This window comes from Sinomonas sp. T428B, assembly GCF_056780155.1.
The window spans coordinates 3,614,537-3,631,728 of sequence record NZ_JBRAZR010000001.1; the positions used below are offsets into that span (position 1 = coordinate 3,614,537).

The window sequence follows — 17,192 nt, forward strand, 5'->3', positions numbered from 1 at the left end:
CCCCAAGATGCGTGGTCAGCTCAAAACGCCTTGCCGGGGTTGAGGATGCCCTCCGGGTCGAAGACGGCCTTGATCCCGGCCTGGAGCTCGCGGACCCGCTCGGCCTGCTCGAGCGGGAGCCAGCGCAGCTTGAAGGAGCCGATGCCGTGCTCGCCCGTGATCGTGCCGCCCATCGCGAGGGCCACGTCGATCGAGTCGTCGAGGGCGGCGTCGAGCCGGGCGGCGGCCTCGGCGGCGCCGGGCGCGAGCGGGTCCACCCAGAAGGTCGGGTGCAGGTTGCCGTCCCCGGCGTGCGCGACGATCTTGAGGTTGACGCGGTGCCTGGCGGCCATCCCCCCGAGCTCGCGCGCGTAGTCGACGAGCCGCGAGCGCGGGACGGCGACGTCCTCGCCCACCCGGAAGGCGTCGTCGGCCCCCACGCCGCGGGAGTTGCGGCGCATGAACACGAGCCGCTCGGCCTCCTCGGGGTCCTCGCTCGAGACGGCGGCGCCGGTCTCCGCGAGCACCCGGCGGACGACGTCGGCCTCGGCCGCCGCGCCGAAGCCGTCGGTCTGAATGAGCAGGAGCGCCTGGCCACGGGCGGCGAGGCCCGAGGCGTGGAGGCGGTCGACGTCGGCGATCGTGCCCGCGTCCATGAGCTCCATGATGGCCGGCTGCACGCGGGCCCGGCCGACGGCGAGGACGCCCGCGGCCGCGGAGGCGACGTCGGGGTAGAACGCGGCGATCGTCTGCACGTCCACGGGGAGGTAGCGCAGGCGCAGGGTCGCCCCGACGACGATCCCGAGCGTGCCCTCCGAGCCGACGATGAGGCCCGTGAGGTCGTAGCCCGCCACGCCCTTGAAGGTGTTCTTCCCGGTGCGCACGAGGGTCCCGTCCGCGAGCACGACGTCGAGGCCCAGGACGGCCTCGCGGGTCACCCCGTACTTCGCGCACCGCAGCCCGCCGGCGTTGGTTGCGATGTTGCCGCCGATCGTGGAGAACGTGTAGCTCGCAGGGTCCGGCGCGTACATGAGCCCGTAGGGGGCGGCCGCGGCGTTGAGGTCCGCGTTGACCACTCCGGGCTCGACGACGGCGACCTCGTCCTCGGCGCGGATCTCGAGGATGCGGTTCATCCGCTCGAGGCTCAGCACGATCGAGTTGTCGAGGGCCGCCGCCCCGCCCGAGAGCCCCGAGCCGGCGCCGCGGGGCACGATCCGCACGCCGGCGGCGGCGCACGCGCGGACCGTGGCCTGCACGTCCTCGACGCTCTCGGCGAAGACGACAGCGAGCGCCTGCATGCCCGAGGGGTGCGGGCCCTCGTCGCGCGAGTAGACGGCGAGGGTCCCGGGATCGGTCGAGACCTTCTGCGCGCCGAGCGCCTCCTCGAGGCGCGGCAGGACGGGAGACATGGGGCTCCTTTCGCGGGCTTCCCCTAGCTGGGGTTCCCCTCGACTCTGCCCGACGGCGGCCCGTCGTTCAATGTGGTCCCGCAGACGTGGCGAGGACCCCGGGCCCGTATCGTCGGGCTCACCGGGGTCCTCGCACGCTCGCGGCGGGGGAATTCGCCGCGGGGTGACGGGCTGGGCCGTCAGGGCATCACGCCCTCACTGGCCCTCGCCCGGGCCGCCGCCGTCGTCGGCTCCAGGCTCCCCTTTATAGGGGTCCTGCGACTCCGGGGGGAGAGTCACGGGGGCGTAGGGATCCTCGGGCGGGCCCGGACGCGGGGCGTCGGGGTCGGGCCCAGGCCGGTCCGGGCCGGGCTCAGCGGGGAACGGCTCCCTCGGTTCCGGTTCCCCAGGCACCGGCTCGGCCGGCCCGGGCGGTTCGCGGTCGGGCGCGGGCTCGCGCCCGGCGGGACGGCGTCCGACTGGATGACGCCCCAGAGGATCGTGCCCCAGCGGATCGTGCCCGAAGGGGCCTGGCGAGCCCGGCTCCTTGCCCGGCGGCACGGGGCCGTCCGGCGGGATCGGGGGCTCGCCCGGCACCGGGCCCCCCGGCGAGGGGCGCCCCGGCTCCGGGAGCGGCTCGGCGTCGGGGTCGATCGGCGGGAACGTGCTCGGGCCCCGTTCGGGGCCGCCCGGCTCCGGCCCGGGCTCGGGCGGGATGCTCGGCGGCTGCGGCTCGGGTGGGATCGTGCCGACGACGGCGGAGCTTCCGCCCGCCTCCGCCGCCGGCATGCCGTGGGCTATGACGGTGCGCATAGAGGACTCCTCTCTGTCCGGCACTCGGCTATTGCCCGCCGACCGCGGCTCCACACAGCCCGCGCGCGGTCAATCGGACGCTGTCCTTCGGGGCCGGCCCACTTGCTGCGCCCGCCCGGGCGCGGCGGCCCTGCGCTCCCGGGCGCCGCCTGGCCGCTCCGCTCTCCTGGAGTCCGGCCCGGGCAGCGCGAAGCGCTGGGTTCCGCGCAGTTGACGCGAGGACGGGGAATCGGCTGACGCACGGGGGCGGGGGCACCGCGCACGGTGCCCCCGCGCCGTCGGCCGCCGGCTGGTCGTCTCAGCCGGCCGCGCCGCCTCCCGTGCCACTCATGCGGCCACCTTGCGGCGCATGCGCGCGAGCAGCCGGCTCAGGAGCCGCGACACCTGCATCTGGCTCACGCCGAGTTCGGCGGCGATCTCGCTCTGGCTCATCTGGTCCACGAAGCGCATCTTCAGGAGCTGCCTGTCGGCCTCGGACGCGCCCTCGAGGGCCGTGGCGAGGAGCTGGCGCTCCTCGACGCGCTCGTAGCCGGGGTCGACGACGCCGACGACCCGCAGCGACGCATCCGGCGGCGAGTCGGGGGTTCCGTCGAGCGATTCGAGGGAGACGGGGGACATGGCCGCGCTCGCCACGCGGACTTCCGCCACGGACTCCTCGGGCGCCCCGAGCTCCCGGCTCAGCTCCGCGACGGTGGGCTCGCGGCCCAGGTCCTGGGCCAGCCGTGTGCGGGCCGCATTCACCCGGAGCCGGAGCTCCTGGAGGGAGCGCGGCGGCCGGACCACCCAGGACTGGTCCCGGATGTAGCGCTTGACCGTCCCCGTGATCGTCGGGACGGCGTATGGCACGAATCCGTGCCCGCGTCCTTCGCGGTATCGCGCGGCGGCTGTCACAAGCCCCAGCCGCGCAACCTGCCGCAGGTCCTCGATGTCGTGCCCGGGCACCCGCATCCTTCGTGCGAGCGCATCGGCCACGCCGAGGTGATTTTCCACCAGTTCGGCGGCCCGCCCATCCGCACCCAGGTCATCATCCGCTTCCGCGGCGTGGGCCGATCTCTCCTCGGTCCCGCTGACTTCACTCACAGTGCCCTCCTCATCCGCACCGCTGCACCGGTGCGGGTTGTTTGGACGGCCGCTCGTCGTCACTGCTCAGACGACGGCGTGGCCGCTACTGCCCAGTGATGAGACAGACCTGTCTGTCTCACTGCGAGGATTATTACACACAGACAGACAGGTCTGTCTAGCGCGTATGATGGGCGCATGAATGGTCGAGAAAGCGGCCTCTCCCACGGGGCTACTGCGCGCCCGAGCGCGCGAGAGAGGATCCTGGAGACGTCATTCCAGCTCTTCGCCAGGCGCGGCATCCGCGACGTCGGGGTGGACGAACTGATTGCGCGCTCAGGGGTTGCGAAGGCAACGTTCTACCGCCACTTCCCCTCCAAGGAAGCGCTCGTCATGGCCTACATGGAGCGATGGTTCGCGGAGCGGCGGGCCGCCCTCGCCAAGGCCGCCGAGGGGTCCAGCACCCCCGAGGAGGCGCTCCTCGCGGCGTTCGAGGTCCTGGACGACTGGTTCCAGCGCGATGTGGCAGAGGTGGGCACGTTCCTCCAGGTCATGATCGAGATGGGACCGAACCACCCTCTCGGGCGGGCAAGCATCGACTACCTCACCCGCATCCGCGCGCAGCTCGCCGACCTCGCCGAGGCCAGCGGACTGCGGGACCCCCAAGGCTTCGCCTGGTCCTTCCACATCCTCACCAAAGGCGCCATCGTCGCCTCGCTCGAGGGCGACGCCCAGGCCGCGACGCGGGCCCGGGACATGGCGAGGGCGCTCATCGAGCTGCACCGCCCCGAGCGCGAGCGCGTCGACGCCGGGCACTCCAACGGCACCCGCGCCCAGCGGGAGCATGGCCCCCGGCGGCGCGACCACGCCCACAGCACGTAGGGGCGCCCCGGCGCCAGAATGAAGCCCCGCCGTCGGGGGCAGATGTTTTGATTGGCGCGCGCAGGGCAATAATCCAGCGTGCGCCACCCCGACCGGCACCGCCGGAGAAAGGATGGAGCGCACGCCCACAGGAGGGGCACACAGGCCGCTTCGCGACGGGAGGAAGAAACCGCACATGGGCATTGGAGACAAGTTCGAGAACAAGGCCGAGGAACTCAGCGGCAAGGCCAAGGAGAGCCTCGGAGACGCCACGGACAACGAGCGGCTCGAGGCCGAAGGACAGGCCGAGCAGTCGAAGGCCGGACTCAAGCAGGCCGGCGAGCACTTGAAGGACGCCGCCAAGGACGTCACCGACCGCTGACGGCCCTTAGGGCCCACAGCGACCCATCAAGCGCCTCATCACAGCAACCGGAACCAACCGGCCGACCCACTCTGGCGGCCGGACGAGAAGGAGTTGACTATGAGCATCCTCGCATTCCTCATCCTCGGACTCATCGCCGGCGCCATCGCCAAGGCAATCCTGCCCGGCCGTCAGGGCGGCGGCTGGATCATCACGATGCTGCTCGGCGTCGTGGGCGCCCTGCTGGGCGGCTGGATCGGCAGCGCCATCTTCGGCGTGGGCCTGAACGAGTTCTGGAGCCTGCAGACCTGGATCGTCGCGATCCTCGGCTCGCTCGTCGTCCTGGGCATCTACGGCGCGGTGACGAGCCGCCGCCACCATGCGTAGCTGAACGAGTACGGCATCCTGAGGCGGGGCTAGCGTCCCGCACCCGCAAGAACGACGGCGGCGCCTCACCGGCAACGGTGAGGCGCCGCCGTCGTGCGCGGCACGAGCGGCCGCAGAAGAAACAAAAAGTGCATATCCAACAACTCGGGCGTTAGGATGTGTGAGTGACTTCACAGGACATGACCGCCGGAATGCTGACCGCCACAGAGCTCACCGCCGAGACGCAGACGGCCCTCGAGCGCGCCGAAGCCAGCCACCGCCACGAATCCCTGTTCTCCGCCCGCGCGCACAACATCAGGCAGTCCGCCGTCCGGGACGTCTTCGACATCTCGATCCGCCCGGGCCTCGTCTCCCTCGCCGGCGGCGCCCCGAGCCTGACCCGCCTGCCGCTCGATTCCGTCGCCGAGACGGCACGGCGGGTCATCGCCGAGCAGGGCATGACGGCGCTGCAGTACGGCGGCGGCAAGGGCACCGAGGAGCTGCGGCAGCTCATCTGCGAGATCATGGCCGAGGAGGGGATCGCCGGCGCCTCGCCCGAGGACGTCGTCGTGACCACCGGCTCGCAGTCCGCGCAGGACATCGCGGCGAAGGTCTTCTGCAACCCGGGCGACGTGGTGCTCGTCGAGGACCCGACCTACGTAGGCGCGCTCAACACGTTCGAGGCCTACCAGGTGCAGGTCGAGACCGTCCCCCTGGACGCCGAGGGCCTCGTCCCGGAGGAGCTCGAGGCCAGGATCCGCGAGCTCGAGGAGGCCGGGAAGCGGATCAAGATCCTCTACACGATCCCGAGCTTCAACAACCCCTCCGGGATCACGCTCGCCGCCGAGCGGCGCCAGAAGGTCGTGGACATCTGCCGCGAGCACAACATCCTCGTCCTCGAGGACAACCCGTACGGCATGCTGCGCTTCGACGGGAAGCCGCTGCGGCCCCTCCGCGCCGACAACCCGGACGACGTCATCTACTGCGGCTCGTTCTCGAAGATCTTCTCCCCCGGCGTGCGGCTCGGCTGGGCCCTCGTGCCGCGGCACCTCTACCGGCGCTTCTACCTCGCGGCGGAGGCCGTGGTGCTGTGCCCGTCCACGCTGAGCCAGCTGATCGTGAGCGAGTTCTTCGGCTCCTTCGACTGGCGCAGCTACCTCGCCGACGCCCGGGCGGTCTACGCCGAGCGCTGCGCCGCGATGCTCGAGGCCCTCGCCGAGCACTTCCCCGCCGAGGCGGAGTGGACGACGCCGGAGGGCGGCTTCTTCGTCTGGGTCACCCTGCCCGAGGGGATCGACACGTACCCGCTCCTGCACGAGGCGATCGACGCCGGCGTCGTGTTCATCCCCGGGGCCGCGTTCACGCCGTCGGACATCCCGAGCAGCAAGCTCAGGCTCGCGTTCAGCGGCGTCTCGCCCGAGCAGATCCGCGAGGGCGTGCGGCGGCTTGCGCCCGTGGTGCGGGCGGCGCTCGCGAAGCACCGGGCGGAGGCCGCCACGGCGGGCTGACCCTCACAGCGCGCTACGCGTCTCCTCGCGCCGATGCACATCGAGTCCTACGGTTGTGGCATGCAACCGACGATCACCGACACTGTGACAGCAGCCTGGAGGGCGGCCTGGGACGAGGGCGACGTCGACGCGTTCGACGCGATCGTCACGGCTGACTACCAGCGCGAGAGCACCGGGACGAAGAAGGTCACCGGCCTTGCCGAGCTCAAGCAGGAGATCGCCGAAGTCCGGGCAGCATTCCCCGATCTCACCACGCGCATCGACAAGGTCATCGCGAGCGGCGACGACGTCGCGATCTTCTGGACGACGACCGGCACGTTCACGCAGCCGCTGCGCGGCGTCCCGCCCACGGGCGGCGTCGTCGAGACCCGCGGCTCCAACGCCCTCACGCTGCGCGACGGCCGCATCGCCTACGAGCGCGTCACGTGGGACTCCGCCGAGCTCCTGGCCGACCTCGGCGTCCCCTCCCTCGACTCCGCCTTCGAGGAGGCCCCGGACGTCGTCGTGGACACCCTCTCCGGCAATCTCCCGTCGGAGGTCCTGAAGGGGTTCAACCGGCAGTTCGTCACGGGAGTCACTGTCGTGACGACCATCGACAACGAGGGAAGGCCGCGCGGCCTCGCCGCCAACTCCTACGCCTCGATCTCCCTGGACCCGCCGCTCGTGCTGGTCTGCGTCCAGAAGACGTCTTCGACCTACCCCGCGCTGTTCCAGTCCTCGCACCTCGGGATCAACATCCTCAGCAACGCCCAGCTGGGCACGGTGCGCACCTTCGCCTCCAAGGCCGCGAACAAGTTCGCCGACCTCGAGTGGCACGCTGGCCCCCACGGCACGCCGCTCATCGACGGCTCGTCCGCCTCGCTCGAGGCGGAGATCAAGGAGCGCTTCCAGGCCAAGACGCACACGATCTTCGTCGGCCGCGTCCGCCACGCCGAGGTGGGAGAGGCCCATCCCATGGTCTACAAGGCCGGCCGCTTCTTCGACGGCGCCCGCCTCGAGGAGCTCTGACTCAGACGGTGCGCTCGTAGCGCCAGGGCAGGGACTCGGTCCAGAGCCGGTGGCGTGCGGGCCCGTCCGCGGAGGGGTCCTCGTACTGGGCGTCCCCTGACCACATGACCGCGCGCACGCCGCCCTCCCCGCGGAGGGGATGGCTGAAGTAGCGCTCGAATCCGGGCTCGGCGCCGCGTCCCTCGAGCACCTCCCGCACGCTGCCAGCGCCGCGCAGGCCGTGCAGGGTGATCCACGTGGGCGGGGCGAGGACGACGTCGCCGTCCGCGTGCCGCTCGAGCGCTGCGGCGGGCGTGAGCCATTCGAAGCCGACGTGCTCGCCGGGGTTGAGCCGCACCTCGCCGCCGGGGTGCTCCGCGAGGAAGAACCACGTGCGCAGCCGCTTCGGCGCCCCGAGCGGCGGGATCCAGTGGGACAGCGGGACGAGGACCCAGGGGTCGAGGGCGAGACCCGTCTCCTCGAGCGTCTCGCGCAGGGCCGCCCGGGCCAGCGCCGCACCGCGCTCGGGTGCCACACCCCGCCAGGCGGGCCGGCCGAAGCCGCGTTCGGGTCCCGTGGCAGGGACCTCGCCGGCATCGGCCGCGGAGTCCCCGGCGACGAGATCCTCGGGGTCCACGCGCCCACCCGGGAACACCCACGCGCCGGCGAACGTGCCGGAGTGCGGCCGCTCGAGGAGGAGCACCTCCACGCCGGGCCCGTGCGGCCCAGCGTTCGCGGACCTCTCGCGCAGCAGCACGACGGTCGCGGCCTCCCCCACGAGCGGCGAGTCCTGGGTCTCCTCAGCGTCTGCCATGCGCCCCAATCTAGCCCGGCCACGCCTGGAAGGGATGCGGCCCGGACCGTCAGAAACTGCACAATTCAGGGGCGGATCCGGCCTCGGCGAGCCCGATCAGCCCCTGAATTGTGCAGTTTCGTACGCCCAGCCCCGGTTCGAGGCCGACGCTCAACGGCCCCACTCCGTGGGCGGCCCGAGGAACAGGAGTGTGCCCACGATCGCGGCCACCGCCACGGCCATCCCCGCACCGAGCGCGACGGGGTGCGCGAGCAGCGTGCGCAGGACGGCGCTCGCTGCGGTGTGGTCGCGCGGGTCCTCGGTGCGCTCGCGCCGCCAGCCGCCCTCGAGGTGGCCGCGGCGCTCGAGCCACCGGTCGAACGGGTACGTCGCATACGGCACGACAGCGGTCGCGACCGCCGCGGCGATCCGCGCCAGGGGCCAGTGCTGGTTCACCCCGACGAGCGCGGCCGTCACGGCGTAGGAGACGAAGACGATCCCGTGCGCCATGCCAGCCACCTGCACGGGCCAGTCGCCGACGCGGAGCCCGTACTTGAGCACCATGCCCAGGATGAGGAGGGTCCACGTGGCCATCTCGGCCAGCGCGAGCGCGCGGTAGAGGGATCGGGGAGTCACGGTGCCTGCTCGGCTCGTCCTGAGGGTCGTCACCGTTCCATCCTCGCAGGCGTCAGTAGCCCGCGGCGGCGTCCACGAGGCCCTCGGGCTGGCGGCCCGCCAAGAGCCGGCGCACGTTCTCGGTGACCCGCTCGCCGAGAAGGGGGCGGATCATCTCGATCGTGTCCGCAGTGTGCGGTGTGATGAGGGCCCGCGGCTCGTCCCAGAGCGGGTGCCCGTCCGGCAGCGGCTCAGGGTCCGTCACGTCGAGGCCCGCCCCCGCGATGCGCCCGTCCGAGAGCGCCGCGACGAGCGCGTCGGTGTCGACGAGCCCTCCGCGGGCGATGTTCACGAGCACCGCGCTCGGCTTCATCGCGGCGAGCTCCGCCTCGCCGATGAGCCTCGCCGTCCCGGAGGTGAGCGCGGCCGCGACGACAACGACGTCGGCCTCAGGGAGGAGGGCGGGCAGGTCGGCGGCCGTCGTCGTGCTGCGCGCGCCGGGGACGGGCGCGGGGGTGCGGCGCACGACGTCGGCCTCGACGTCGAACATCGCGAGCAGCCGGAGCATCTCGAGCCCGACTCCGCCGGCCCCGACGACGAGCGCCCGCAGGCCGTGCAGCGAGGTGCCAGAGGCCCGCCCCCACGAGCGGGCAGCGGCGCGCTCGGGCAGGTGCCGCAAGAGCGCGAGGGTCAGGGCGAGGGCATGCTCGGCGACGGGCTTGGCGTAGGCGCCCTTCGCGCTCGTCCAGACCTTCCCGGGGTGCGCGGCGAGGGCGTCGGCGTAGGCCTCGATCCCGGCCGAGGGCAGCTGGACCCAGCGGATCGACGGCGTCGCGTCGAGGATGCCCTTGAGCGCTGCCTTGTCGTTGCCGTGGTCGAGGACGAGGGCCTCGGGCTCGTCCCGGAGCCCGACGACGACGCCCCCTCCCGCCTCGATTGCGCCGGTGAGGTAGGCCAGCGGCTCGCCGTGGACGGCGACGCGGAGGGCGGGTGCGGAAGCCATGGGGCCAGCCTAGCCAGCGGGGCTGCGGGACCCGCCTAGACTCGCACACATGAAGCCGCCGCACCGCGGGGCGCGCGACGGCGGGTGGCGCCGCTTCGCCGTCGTCCTCCCCCTGGCCCCCATGGCCGTCGGCGAGCGCTACGCCGTGCGCGACTGGCCGCTGCACGTCACCGTCGCGCCGGTCTTCCGCACGACGGCGGGCACTCCCCTCCTCGCGCACGTCCTCGGCGACGCGGCGCGAGGGCACTCGGCGCTCGCGTGCGTGGCGGGGGCCGAGGAGCTCTTCGGGGCCCGGCACGACACCCTGGTGGCCCTCGTCGAGCCGCACCCCGGGCTCGAGGCGCTGCACGCGTGGCTCTCGCGCCGGCTCGCCGCGGAGCTCGCGGGGCGCTTCGGCTTCGAGAACCCGCAGTTCACCGGCGTGGGGTTCCGGCCGCACGTCACGGCGACGGGCCGGGGCCGGGCGCTCCCCGGCCAGCGGCTGGCGCTCGCACAGCTAGCGCTCGTCGACATGGCCCCCGGCCCCGGCCCCGGCCGCCCGGAGGTGGTCGCGGTGGCGGCCCTCGCGAGCCGACCCGCGACTACTCGGGTGGGCGAACCGGCTGGCGCCGGGGACCGTGGGAACTCCGCAGGATGAGGGTGGCCTCGAGCGGCGGGGGATCACTGGGGCGCCCCTCGATGCCGTCCAAGGCCGCACGCCCGGCCGCCAGGCCTACCTCATAGATCGGCTGGGCCACGACCGTCAGTGCCGGGGAGACCAAGGGCGCCCACGGGAAGTCGTCCAGGACGATGAGGGAAAGGTCGTCGGGCACGCGGACTCCCCGCTCCCTGAGCGCCAGCATCACATGCCGGGCGATCGTGCTGTCCGAGGCGAGGACTGCGGTGGGCGGCTCCTGCAGGCCGAGGAGTTCGTCGATCGCGGCGGCCACGCGCTCGGACGTCGACGCCTGGAAGCGGAGCAGGGCGGGGTCCGGAACGATACCGGCGTCCTCGAGGGCGTCGAGGATGCCCCGAAGCCGATCCTCGACCGACGAGATCCCGAGCGGGAAGCCCGAGAACTGCTCCCCGTCCGTGAGCAGGGCCGAGAGGTAGGCGATCCGGCGGTGCCCGAGCTGCACGAGCGTCGCCGTCGCCTCCCGCGCGGCCGGGGCGATGTGCACCCTCACGGACGCGGCCTCCAGGCCGGGCACCTCGCGGTCGAGCAGGACGAGCGGCCGGCCTGAGGCCCTGACATCCCGCAGATGGTCGACGGCGTAGGCGGACGAGGGGGCGGCGACGACGGCGTCGACCCTCTTGTCGAGGAAGACTCTGACGGCGTGGATCTCTGTCTCGAGGTTCTCGGACGTGTTGGCGAGGATGACGTCGTAGCCCGCCGCGTTCGCGGCGTCGGTGATGCCGCGCATGGCCATGCTGAAGTAGGGGTTCTCGATGTCGCCGACGATGACGCCGAGGGTGCGCGAGCGGCCCGTGTTCATCGCCCGCGCCACCTCATTCGGGCGATAGTTCAGCTCCTTGGCCGCCGCCAGAACGCGCTGGCGCACGTCGGGACTCACCGAGCCGTAGGAGCCGAGGGCGCGGGACGCCGTGGACTTCCCCACCCTGGCGAGCCGCGCGACGTCGGCGACGGTAACGTCGCGTCCCCTCGACTCCTCCGACATCCCTACTCCCTTGTTCGCGGCCGCATGACCCTTGACACTTTCCAACTGCCCAAGATACGTTCCTAGCGGTTGGGTCCGGACCCAACCTTATTTTAGCCCGTGGATTGGGTCCGGACCCAAGTACCTGAGAATCTCCCGGAGGCACTGTGAAGCGATCGGTCCGCATCGCCGGCATCGGCGACAACGTCGTGGACTGCTACCCGGCCCTGGGCATGATGTTCCCCGGCGGCAACACCGTCAACGTCGCGGCCTTCGCCGCCCGGTTCGGAGCCGAATCCTCCTATCTGGGGCAGGTCGCCCACGACGCCGCCGGGGACGCCATCGAACGCGCGCTCCACGAAGAAGGCGTGGACACGGGCGGCCTCCGGCGCGCGCAGGGGACCACCGCCTTCTGCCTCATCGGACACGACGACGGCGGCGATCGCGTCTTCCTCTCCTCGGACCTGGGCGTCTCGCGATTCCAGCCGAGCGTCGCGGACCTGCGGCGGATCGAGGACGTCGACGCCGTCCACGTCGGGGCCTCGAGCGGACTGGACCAGTGGATTCCCGACCTCGCCGCCAGGACCCGGGTCTCGTACGACTTCAGCGTCAGTGCCACCCCGGAGCGTGTGCGCCTCCTGGGCAGCTCGTGCTATCTGGCCTCCTACTCCGGCGGGGGCCTCGATGAGCGGGAGTTCGAGGATCTCGTGGCCCTGGCCGAAGCATCGGGCTCGAGGTGGAGCCTTCTCACCCGGGGGACGCGCGGCGCCGTCCTCAGCAGCGGGCTCCGACGCTGGACCGTCCCCGCGCATCCCACGGACCAGGCCGTCGACACCCTGGGGGCAGGGGACACCTTCTGCGCCCGCGTCCTCGTGGGCCTCCTGCGCCAGGAAGACCCCGCCCTCCTCCTCCGCGACGCGGCGGCGGCCGCAGCCAAGACCTGCACCGCCTTCGGCGCCTTCGGTCACGGCGAACCCCTCGCCGCGGACATCGGCGCACCGACCCGCTGACCTCCCTCCAGCGCCCTCACGCCCACCACCGACCAGCAAACCAAGGAGCACCACCATGACCGACGGAACCTTCCTCGGCCCCCAGCCCGTCAAGGGCATCCCCGCCACCGTCCGCAGTTCCCAGGAGCACGCCCTCGGCCTCTGGCCCGCCGTCGATTCCTACATCGCCTCACTGGACGGGATCCGCCGCGTGTACCTCGTCGGAGCGGGAGGCTCCCTCTCCGGCCTCAATGCGGCGCAGTACCTCCTCGAGAGCCGGAGCGGCACTCCCGTCACGGCCGTCAATTCCGACGAGTTCTACCACCGGGCTTCCCCCGGCGTCGGGCCGGGAGCCCTGGTCATCGCGCTCTCCGCCGAGGGCATGACCGCCGAAACCGTCCGGGCGGCGTCGTGGGCCCGCGAACGGGGGGCAACCGTCGCCGCAGTCACCCTGAACGCGGAGGGCGGCCTGGCCAAGGCCGTCCGCACTCCCTTCGTCGCCCAGGCCGGCGACGGCAGCCAGATGCTCCTGCAGCTGCTGGCCCTCGCCCTGCTCAAGCGCGAGGGGCAGGACGTGTCCGCGGAGCTGGCCGCCCTCCGGGCGCTCCCCGCCGCCGCCGAGACGGCGGTCCTGGCCTTCGAGCCCTACGCCGCCAAGATCGCGGAGAACATGAAGGACGTCCGGGTGACCTACCTGATCGCCTCGGGATCCCTCCAGGGCATGGGCTCGACCTTCACGAGCTGCTTCCTCCAGGAGATGCAGTGGATGCACGCGGCCACCCTCAACGCGAACGAGTTCTTCCAAGGCCCCTTCGAGGTCTTCGACAGGGACACGAAGGCCCTCCTGTACCTGCCCGAGGACGAGACGCGGCCCCTGGCCGAGCGGGCCGACCGCTTCCTCGAGAAGTACAGCGGCGAGACCTTCCGCATCGACAGCCGCGAGCTCGAGCTCCCGGGCATCCCCGCGGGCATGCGCGCGCTCGTCGCGCCGCTCGTGTTCTACACGCTGGCGTTCCGCCTCGCCGCCCACTACGCCGCCGTGCGGGGCTACTCGCTCGAGGGGCGCCGCTACATGTGGCAGTTCGCCTACTGATCGGGGGTCTTCCCGCGAGCGGGTGGGGGCGGTGCACGCACCGCCCCCACCTGTTCCTTGTCCGAAGAACCCTACGCGCCGATCTGGCGGACGAAGTGGTACGCCACGACATGCCCGGCGTACGTCAGCGGGATCATGTCCGTCTCCGCGTCGAAGGTCGATCCGTCCTTGCGCCTGCCGCGGAACCGGAAGGACACCGGGTACCGCAGTTCGGCGACCTCGTGCTGGTAGTGCCAGACGTACAGTGATCGGCTCTCCTCCGCGATGAACGCCGCCGCGAAGTCGTCGACCGCCTGCCACTCGGCGACGTCGTACCCGAACATCGTGGCCAACTGCTCGTTGCAGACCTTGTGCTGTTCATCGAGCCAGAGGTAGACGCCGTCAGGGCTTTGGTCCAACACCGGCTTCAGATGCCCGGCCAGCTCGGCGAGTACGGTCTCGTGCGACGCGGTCATCGCAGGGCTCCTTTCGCTTGCCCCGACGCTAGGAGGGCGGCTCTGCCGGGTCAAGACCCGAAAGGACAGGCGGGCCCCACGGAGGTCGCGGAAGCACGACGACGCGGTTGCCCCCTCAGGGGCAACCGCGTCCGAGGCTGTGGTCAGTTCCTCTCGAACCGCTCCGGGCGGAAGGTCGCGAGCATCGGGTGCTTCCGGCCGGTCACGATCTCGCCGGAGAGCAGCTCGCCCGCGATGAGCGCGAGCGTCGCGCCGGAGTGGGTGAACGCCACAAAGCAGCCGGGCACCTTCTCGAGCTCGCCGAACACCGGCTCGCCGTCGCCGGGGATGGGCTTGAGGCCGATCTTCCAGTGGGCCGCCTTGAGCTCGGGGGTCCCGGCCAGCAGCCTGCCGGCCTCGGCCAGGAGCTCGCCGACCACGGGCTCGGGGATCGAGTACACGCCCGCCTCGTCCTGGACGATGTGCTCCTCGTACCAGTCGTGGTCGACCGCGATCGTCGAGCCCGGGTTCGGGCGGATCGCGGCGCGCGGAGTGTTGAGCACGGCCTTGGCCTTGGTCTCGAAGGGCTCGGTGACCACGAGCATCGACACCGGGGAGGCGTCGCCGATGTGGACGCCCAGCGGGGCGACGACGGAGGGGGTCTGCGGGCCGCAGGCGACCAGCACGGCGTCGGCCGCGAAGCTGCCCGCCGCCTCGGTCTCGACCCCGGCGGCGCGGCCCCCGGCGTCGACCGTTACGGAGGCCTTGCCCGCGTTCTGGACCAGGCGGCCGCCGCGCTCGGCGAACTCGGCCATGAGGAAGTCGATGAGCTCGGGCAGGCTGACCCAGCCCTCGCCCGGGTTGAAGATCGACTGCTCGGCCACCGCGGCGGCGTTGATGCCGGGGGTGAGGGAGCCGACGGTCTCCGGGCCCACGAGCTTCGAGTCGTAGCCGTGCGAGAGCTCGTACTCGTGCCGGGCCAGGGTCGCCTCGCCGTCGCCAGCGCCCCAGTAGAGGCCGCCGCCGAACTGCAGCCACTCGCGGCTCGGGTCCTGGGCGAAGAGGGTGCGGTAGCGGTCGATGCCGGCCAGGCGCAGCTCGTGGTAGGGCTTGGAGCGCTCTCCCGCGGAGTTCAGCCAGGACAGCGAGCGCCCGGAGGCGCCCGAGGCGAGCCCGGCCTCGGTGATGAGGGTGACCTCGGCGCCGCGCCGCAGGAGCTGGACGGCAGTCGAGACGCCGATGACGCCGCCGCCGATGACGGCCACGGAACGGGGGGCGTTCACTTCAGACATGGAGGGATTTCCTTAGGTTCGTGCGGTCTGCAGGGTCTCTGCGGTGGTGCGGATGGGCGTCTTCTCGTGGAGCTGCTCGATCAGGCGGAGCACCTCGAGGGACTCCTCCGGGTCAACGGGGAGCGGGCCCTCGCCGCGCAGGGCGGCGGCGAGGAGGCGGTAGAAGGCGGGGTAGTCGCCGCGCTCGGACGGCACGGGCTCCTGGCTCCCGCCGCTGGCAAGCCGCCCCCACGCCGTGGGGGGCACGACGCCGTAGTCCGCTTCCGCGGGATCGGCACCGGCGTCGAGGGCCGGCTCCTGCCCGTCGAGGCCCCAGCTCGTGAACCCGGCCTCGCTCCCCAGGACGTGGAAGCGCGGGCCGACGGCGGGGGCGAGCCCGTTCATCCAGAGCCGGCTCACGACGCCGGAGGCGTGGCGGAGGGTCACGAAGCTGTCCTCGTCAGCGCCGGTCTCGACGGGGCCGGAGTGGCGTCGGAGCTGCGCGCTCGCCTCCTCGACGGGGCCGAAGAGCCGCACGGCCTGGTCGATGAGGTGGCTGCCGAGGTCGAAGAGCAGGCCCCCGGCCTCGGCGACGGGAGTCGAATCGCGCCAGTTGCCGAAGCCCTCGGGACGCCACCACTCGAAGCGGGACTCGAAGGTGCGGACCCGGCCGAGGCGGCCGGACTCGACCAGCCGGGCGAGGGTGAGGAAGTCGGCGTCCCAGCGGCGGTTCTGGAAGACCGTGAGGCGAGTGCCGGCGTCGTCCGCCGCGGCGATGATGGCCTCGGCGTCGGCGGCGGAGGCGGCGAAGGGCTTGTCGACCACGAGGTGCAGGCCCCGCTGGATCGCCGCGAGCGCCTCGGCCCGGTGCCCGGCGGGCGGGGTGCCGAGGACCACGAGGTCCAGCGCCAGCTCGCCGTCGTCCACGAGGCGCAGGAGCGACGCGTAGTCCGGCACGACGCGGGCCGCGGGGAAGCGGCGCCGTGCGGCGGCGGCCCGCTCGGGGTTGCCCGTGACGACGGCCTCGACGGCGTAGTCGGCGTTCGCGGCGAGCAGCGGGGCGTGGAACACGCGGCCCGAGACGCCGAAGCCGACAATCGCTGTGCGGATGGCGGGGCGAATCTCAGCCTCGCCCGGCTCCTCATCCGCTCCCGGAAGTCCCCCCATCACAGCACCTCCGAGAGGAACTTCTGCAGGCGCTTGGACTGCGGGTGGTCGAAGAGCTGGTCCGGGGTCCCGGCCTCGACGACCTCGCCCTCGTCCATGAACACCACCTGGTCGGCGACCTTGCGGGCGAAGCCCATCTCATGGGTGACCACGGCCATCGTCATGCCCTTCTTACACAGGCCGGCCATGAGGTTCAGCACGCCCTTGACCAGCTCGGGGTCGAGGGCCGAGGTGGCCTCGTCGAAGAGCATGACCTGAGGCTCCATGGCCAGGGCGCGGGCGATCGCGACGCGCTGCTGCTGGCCGCCGGAGAGGTCGCGCGGGCGGTGGTCGGCGCGCTCCCCCAGCCCGACCTCCTCGAGGCGGGCCCGGGCGATCTCGAAGGCCTTGGCCTTCGGCATGCCCTTGACCTTCCACGGCGAGAGGGCCACGTTCTGCAGCGCCGTGTGGTCGGGGAAGAGGTTGAAGTGCTGGAAGACCATGCCGATCTTCCGCCGTACGACGTCCGGCTTCTCCTTGAGGATGGACTTCCCGTCGAGGAGCACGTCGCCGGACTTCGGCTCGTGCAGCCGGTTGATGCCGCGCAGCAGCGTGGACTTGCCGGAGCCGGAGGGGCCGATGATGCAGGTCGTGGTGCCGGGGGCGATGGCCAGGCTGACGTTGCGCAGGACCTTGATGGGCCCGTAGGCCATGGTGAGGTTGCGCAGCTCGAGGCTCGAGCCGTGGTACTCAGCGTTCGGCGCGTCCTGCGCGGCGGCGGCGCGGGCGGACGAGGCGCGGGCGGCGGCGCGGGTCTCGGGGGTTTTGCTGGCGACGGTGGTCATGTCGGTCTCCGTAGGGCCGGTGTGGGGTGTGGTCTGCACGGCGC

The 17,192-nt window shown here is 72.2% G+C and carries 20 protein-coding genes; 9 read left to right on the forward strand and 11 right to left on the reverse strand.

Annotated elements, in window-relative coordinates; translation table 11 throughout:
* Positions 1-20 precede the first annotated feature (20 nt).
* The 3 genes from ACUYMY_RS16725 to ACUYMY_RS16735 all read right to left on the reverse strand — a co-directional run bounded on the left by ACUYMY_RS16725 (position 21) and on the right by ACUYMY_RS16735 (position 3,128).
* Positions 21-1,388, reverse strand: coding sequence for an FAD-binding oxidoreductase (locus ACUYMY_RS16725; RefSeq protein WP_481704646.1), 1,368 nt, complete (start codon positions 1,386-1,388; stop codon positions 21-23).
* A 195-nt stretch (positions 1,389-1,583) separates the two neighbouring features.
* Complete coding sequence (locus ACUYMY_RS16730; RefSeq protein ID WP_481704647.1) at positions 1,584-2,180, reverse strand: hypothetical protein; 597 nt, start codon at positions 2,178-2,180, stop codon at positions 1,584-1,586.
* Between the two features lie 327 nt (positions 2,181-2,507).
* On the reverse strand, positions 2,508-3,128 hold the full coding sequence (locus tag ACUYMY_RS16735; protein ID WP_481705087.1) for a sigma-70 family RNA polymerase sigma factor: 621 nt from the start codon (positions 3,126-3,128) through the stop codon (positions 2,508-2,510).
* Between ACUYMY_RS16735 and ACUYMY_RS16740 the strand changes: the two genes are divergently transcribed.
* The 6 genes from ACUYMY_RS16740 (at position 3,033) to ACUYMY_RS16765 (ending at position 7,343) form a co-directional block, all read left to right on the forward strand.
* Positions 3,033-3,359, forward strand: coding sequence for a hypothetical protein (locus tag ACUYMY_RS16740; RefSeq protein ID WP_481705104.1), 327 nt, complete (start codon positions 3,033-3,035; stop codon positions 3,357-3,359). The genes ACUYMY_RS16735 and ACUYMY_RS16740 overlap by 96 nt on opposite strands.
* 78 nt (positions 3,360-3,437) lie before the next feature.
* Positions 3,438-4,121, forward strand: coding sequence for a TetR/AcrR family transcriptional regulator (locus ACUYMY_RS16745; RefSeq protein WP_481704648.1), 684 nt, complete (start codon positions 3,438-3,440; stop codon positions 4,119-4,121).
* Between the two features lie 175 nt (positions 4,122-4,296).
* Positions 4,297-4,482 (forward strand): CsbD family protein, encoded by a 186-nt coding sequence (locus ACUYMY_RS16750; protein ID WP_481704649.1) that lies wholly within the window; start codon positions 4,297-4,299, stop codon positions 4,480-4,482.
* A gap of 99 nt (positions 4,483-4,581) precedes the next feature.
* Positions 4,582-4,848 (forward strand): GlsB/YeaQ/YmgE family stress response membrane protein, encoded by a 267-nt coding sequence (locus ACUYMY_RS16755; protein ID WP_481704650.1) that lies wholly within the window; start codon positions 4,582-4,584, stop codon positions 4,846-4,848.
* A 179-nt stretch (positions 4,849-5,027) separates the two neighbouring features.
* The gene (locus ACUYMY_RS16760) at positions 5,028-6,335 is read left to right on the forward strand and encodes an aminotransferase-like domain-containing protein (protein WP_481705088.1); all 1,308 of its coding nucleotides are present in this window, start codon (positions 5,028-5,030) and stop codon (positions 6,333-6,335) included.
* A 60-nt stretch (positions 6,336-6,395) separates the two neighbouring features.
* The gene (locus tag ACUYMY_RS16765) at positions 6,396-7,343 is read left to right on the forward strand and encodes a flavin reductase (RefSeq protein WP_481704651.1); all 948 of its coding nucleotides are present in this window, start codon (positions 6,396-6,398) and stop codon (positions 7,341-7,343) included.
* Position 7,344: 1 nt separating this feature from the next.
* Here ACUYMY_RS16765 and ACUYMY_RS16770 read toward each other — a convergent pair whose 3' ends face one another.
* From ACUYMY_RS16770 to ACUYMY_RS16780, 3 genes are all read right to left on the reverse strand, one after another.
* The gene (locus ACUYMY_RS16770; protein ID WP_481704652.1) at positions 7,345-8,136 is read right to left on the reverse strand and encodes an NUDIX hydrolase; all 792 of its coding nucleotides are present in this window, start codon (positions 8,134-8,136) and stop codon (positions 7,345-7,347) included.
* A gap of 150 nt (positions 8,137-8,286) precedes the next feature.
* Complete coding sequence (locus ACUYMY_RS16775) at positions 8,287-8,751, reverse strand: DUF3817 domain-containing protein (RefSeq protein ID WP_481704653.1); 465 nt, start codon at positions 8,749-8,751, stop codon at positions 8,287-8,289.
* Positions 8,752-8,803: 52 nt separating this feature from the next.
* Positions 8,804-9,733 (reverse strand): NAD(P)-dependent oxidoreductase, encoded by a 930-nt coding sequence (locus ACUYMY_RS16780; RefSeq protein ID WP_481704654.1) that lies wholly within the window; start codon positions 9,731-9,733, stop codon positions 8,804-8,806.
* 49 nt (positions 9,734-9,782) lie between these two features.
* Between ACUYMY_RS16780 and ACUYMY_RS16785 the strand changes: the two genes are divergently transcribed.
* Positions 9,783-10,370, forward strand: a complete 588-nt coding sequence (locus ACUYMY_RS16785) for a 2'-5' RNA ligase family protein (protein ID WP_481704655.1) — start codon at positions 9,783-9,785, stop codon at positions 10,368-10,370.
* Here the strand turns inward: ACUYMY_RS16785 and ACUYMY_RS16790 are convergent.
* On the reverse strand, positions 10,315-11,391 hold the full coding sequence (locus ACUYMY_RS16790) for a LacI family DNA-binding transcriptional regulator (protein WP_481704656.1): 1,077 nt from the start codon (positions 11,389-11,391) through the stop codon (positions 10,315-10,317). The genes ACUYMY_RS16785 and ACUYMY_RS16790 overlap by 56 nt on opposite strands.
* Before the next feature lie 146 nt (positions 11,392-11,537).
* Between ACUYMY_RS16790 and ACUYMY_RS16795 the strand changes: the two genes are divergently transcribed.
* Together ACUYMY_RS16795 and ACUYMY_RS16800 are read left to right on the forward strand one after the other, a co-directional pair.
* On the forward strand, positions 11,538-12,380 hold the full coding sequence (locus ACUYMY_RS16795) for a PfkB family carbohydrate kinase (RefSeq protein ID WP_481704657.1): 843 nt from the start codon (positions 11,538-11,540) through the stop codon (positions 12,378-12,380).
* A gap of 55 nt (positions 12,381-12,435) precedes the next feature.
* Positions 12,436-13,452 carry an SIS domain-containing protein gene (locus tag ACUYMY_RS16800; RefSeq protein WP_481704658.1) on the forward strand — a complete coding sequence of 339 codons (1,017 nt, stop codon included), beginning with the start codon at positions 12,436-12,438 and terminating at the stop codon, positions 13,450-13,452.
* A 71-nt stretch (positions 13,453-13,523) separates the two neighbouring features.
* On the opposite strand, the gene ACUYMY_RS16805 is transcribed toward ACUYMY_RS16800, so the two are convergent.
* The 4 genes from ACUYMY_RS16805 to ACUYMY_RS16820 all read right to left on the reverse strand — a co-directional run bounded on the left by ACUYMY_RS16805 (position 13,524) and on the right by ACUYMY_RS16820 (position 17,148).
* Positions 13,524-13,907 carry a PAS domain-containing protein gene (locus tag ACUYMY_RS16805; RefSeq protein WP_481704659.1) on the reverse strand — a complete coding sequence of 128 codons (384 nt, stop codon included), beginning with the start codon at positions 13,905-13,907 and terminating at the stop codon, positions 13,524-13,526.
* Positions 13,908-14,050: 143 nt separating this feature from the next.
* Entirely contained in the window at positions 14,051-15,178 is a 1,128-nt protein-coding gene (locus ACUYMY_RS16810; RefSeq protein WP_481704660.1) for an NAD(P)/FAD-dependent oxidoreductase, read from the reverse strand.
* Positions 15,179-15,190: 12 nt separating this feature from the next.
* Positions 15,191-16,324, reverse strand: coding sequence for a Gfo/Idh/MocA family protein (locus tag ACUYMY_RS16815; RefSeq protein WP_481704661.1), 1,134 nt, complete (start codon positions 16,322-16,324; stop codon positions 15,191-15,193).
* Complete coding sequence (locus tag ACUYMY_RS16820) at positions 16,324-17,148, reverse strand: amino acid ABC transporter ATP-binding protein (protein WP_481704662.1); 825 nt, start codon at positions 17,146-17,148, stop codon at positions 16,324-16,326. The genes ACUYMY_RS16815 and ACUYMY_RS16820 overlap by 1 nt, the downstream gene beginning before the upstream one ends.
* Positions 17,149-17,192: the final 44 nt, after the last annotated feature.

Bases quoted from the DNA above. Each gene is read 5' to 3' on its own strand.
- ACUYMY_RS16725 (WP_481704646.1), bottom strand. From the start codon at position 1,388: ATGTCTCCCGTCCTGCCGCGCCTCGAGGAGGCGCTCGGCGCGCAGAAG.
- ACUYMY_RS16730 (WP_481704647.1), bottom strand. From the start codon at position 2,180: ATGCGCACCGTCATAGCCCACGGCATGCCGGCGGCGGAGGCGGGCGGA.
- ACUYMY_RS16735 (WP_481705087.1), bottom strand. From the start codon at position 3,128: ATGCGGGTGCCCGGGCACGACATCGAGGACCTGCGGCAGGTTGCGCGG.
- ACUYMY_RS16745 (WP_481704648.1), top strand. From the start codon at position 3,438: ATGAATGGTCGAGAAAGCGGCCTCTCCCACGGGGCTACTGCGCGCCCG.
- ACUYMY_RS16750 (WP_481704649.1), top strand. From the start codon at position 4,297: ATGGGCATTGGAGACAAGTTCGAGAACAAGGCCGAGGAACTCAGCGGC.
- ACUYMY_RS16755 (WP_481704650.1), top strand. From the start codon at position 4,582: ATGAGCATCCTCGCATTCCTCATCCTCGGACTCATCGCCGGCGCCATC.
- ACUYMY_RS16760 (WP_481705088.1), top strand. From the start codon at position 5,028: ATGACCGCCGGAATGCTGACCGCCACAGAGCTCACCGCCGAGACGCAG.
- ACUYMY_RS16765 (WP_481704651.1), top strand. From the start codon at position 6,396: ATGCAACCGACGATCACCGACACTGTGACAGCAGCCTGGAGGGCGGCC.
- ACUYMY_RS16770 (WP_481704652.1), bottom strand. From the start codon at position 8,136: ATGGCAGACGCTGAGGAGACCCAGGACTCGCCGCTCGTGGGGGAGGCC.
- ACUYMY_RS16780 (WP_481704654.1), bottom strand. From the start codon at position 9,733: ATGGCTTCCGCACCCGCCCTCCGCGTCGCCGTCCACGGCGAGCCGCTG.
- ACUYMY_RS16785 (WP_481704655.1), top strand. From the start codon at position 9,783: ATGAAGCCGCCGCACCGCGGGGCGCGCGACGGCGGGTGGCGCCGCTTC.
- ACUYMY_RS16790 (WP_481704656.1), bottom strand. From the start codon at position 11,391: ATGTCGGAGGAGTCGAGGGGACGCGACGTTACCGTCGCCGACGTCGCG.
- ACUYMY_RS16800 (WP_481704658.1), top strand. From the start codon at position 12,436: ATGACCGACGGAACCTTCCTCGGCCCCCAGCCCGTCAAGGGCATCCCC.
- ACUYMY_RS16805 (WP_481704659.1), bottom strand. From the start codon at position 13,907: ATGACCGCGTCGCACGAGACCGTACTCGCCGAGCTGGCCGGGCATCTG.
- ACUYMY_RS16810 (WP_481704660.1), bottom strand. From the start codon at position 15,178: ATGTCTGAAGTGAACGCCCCCCGTTCCGTGGCCGTCATCGGCGGCGGC.
- ACUYMY_RS16815 (WP_481704661.1), bottom strand. From the start codon at position 16,324: ATGGGGGGACTTCCGGGAGCGGATGAGGAGCCGGGCGAGGCTGAGATT.
- ACUYMY_RS16820 (WP_481704662.1), bottom strand. From the start codon at position 17,148: ATGACCACCGTCGCCAGCAAAACCCCCGAGACCCGCGCCGCCGCCCGC.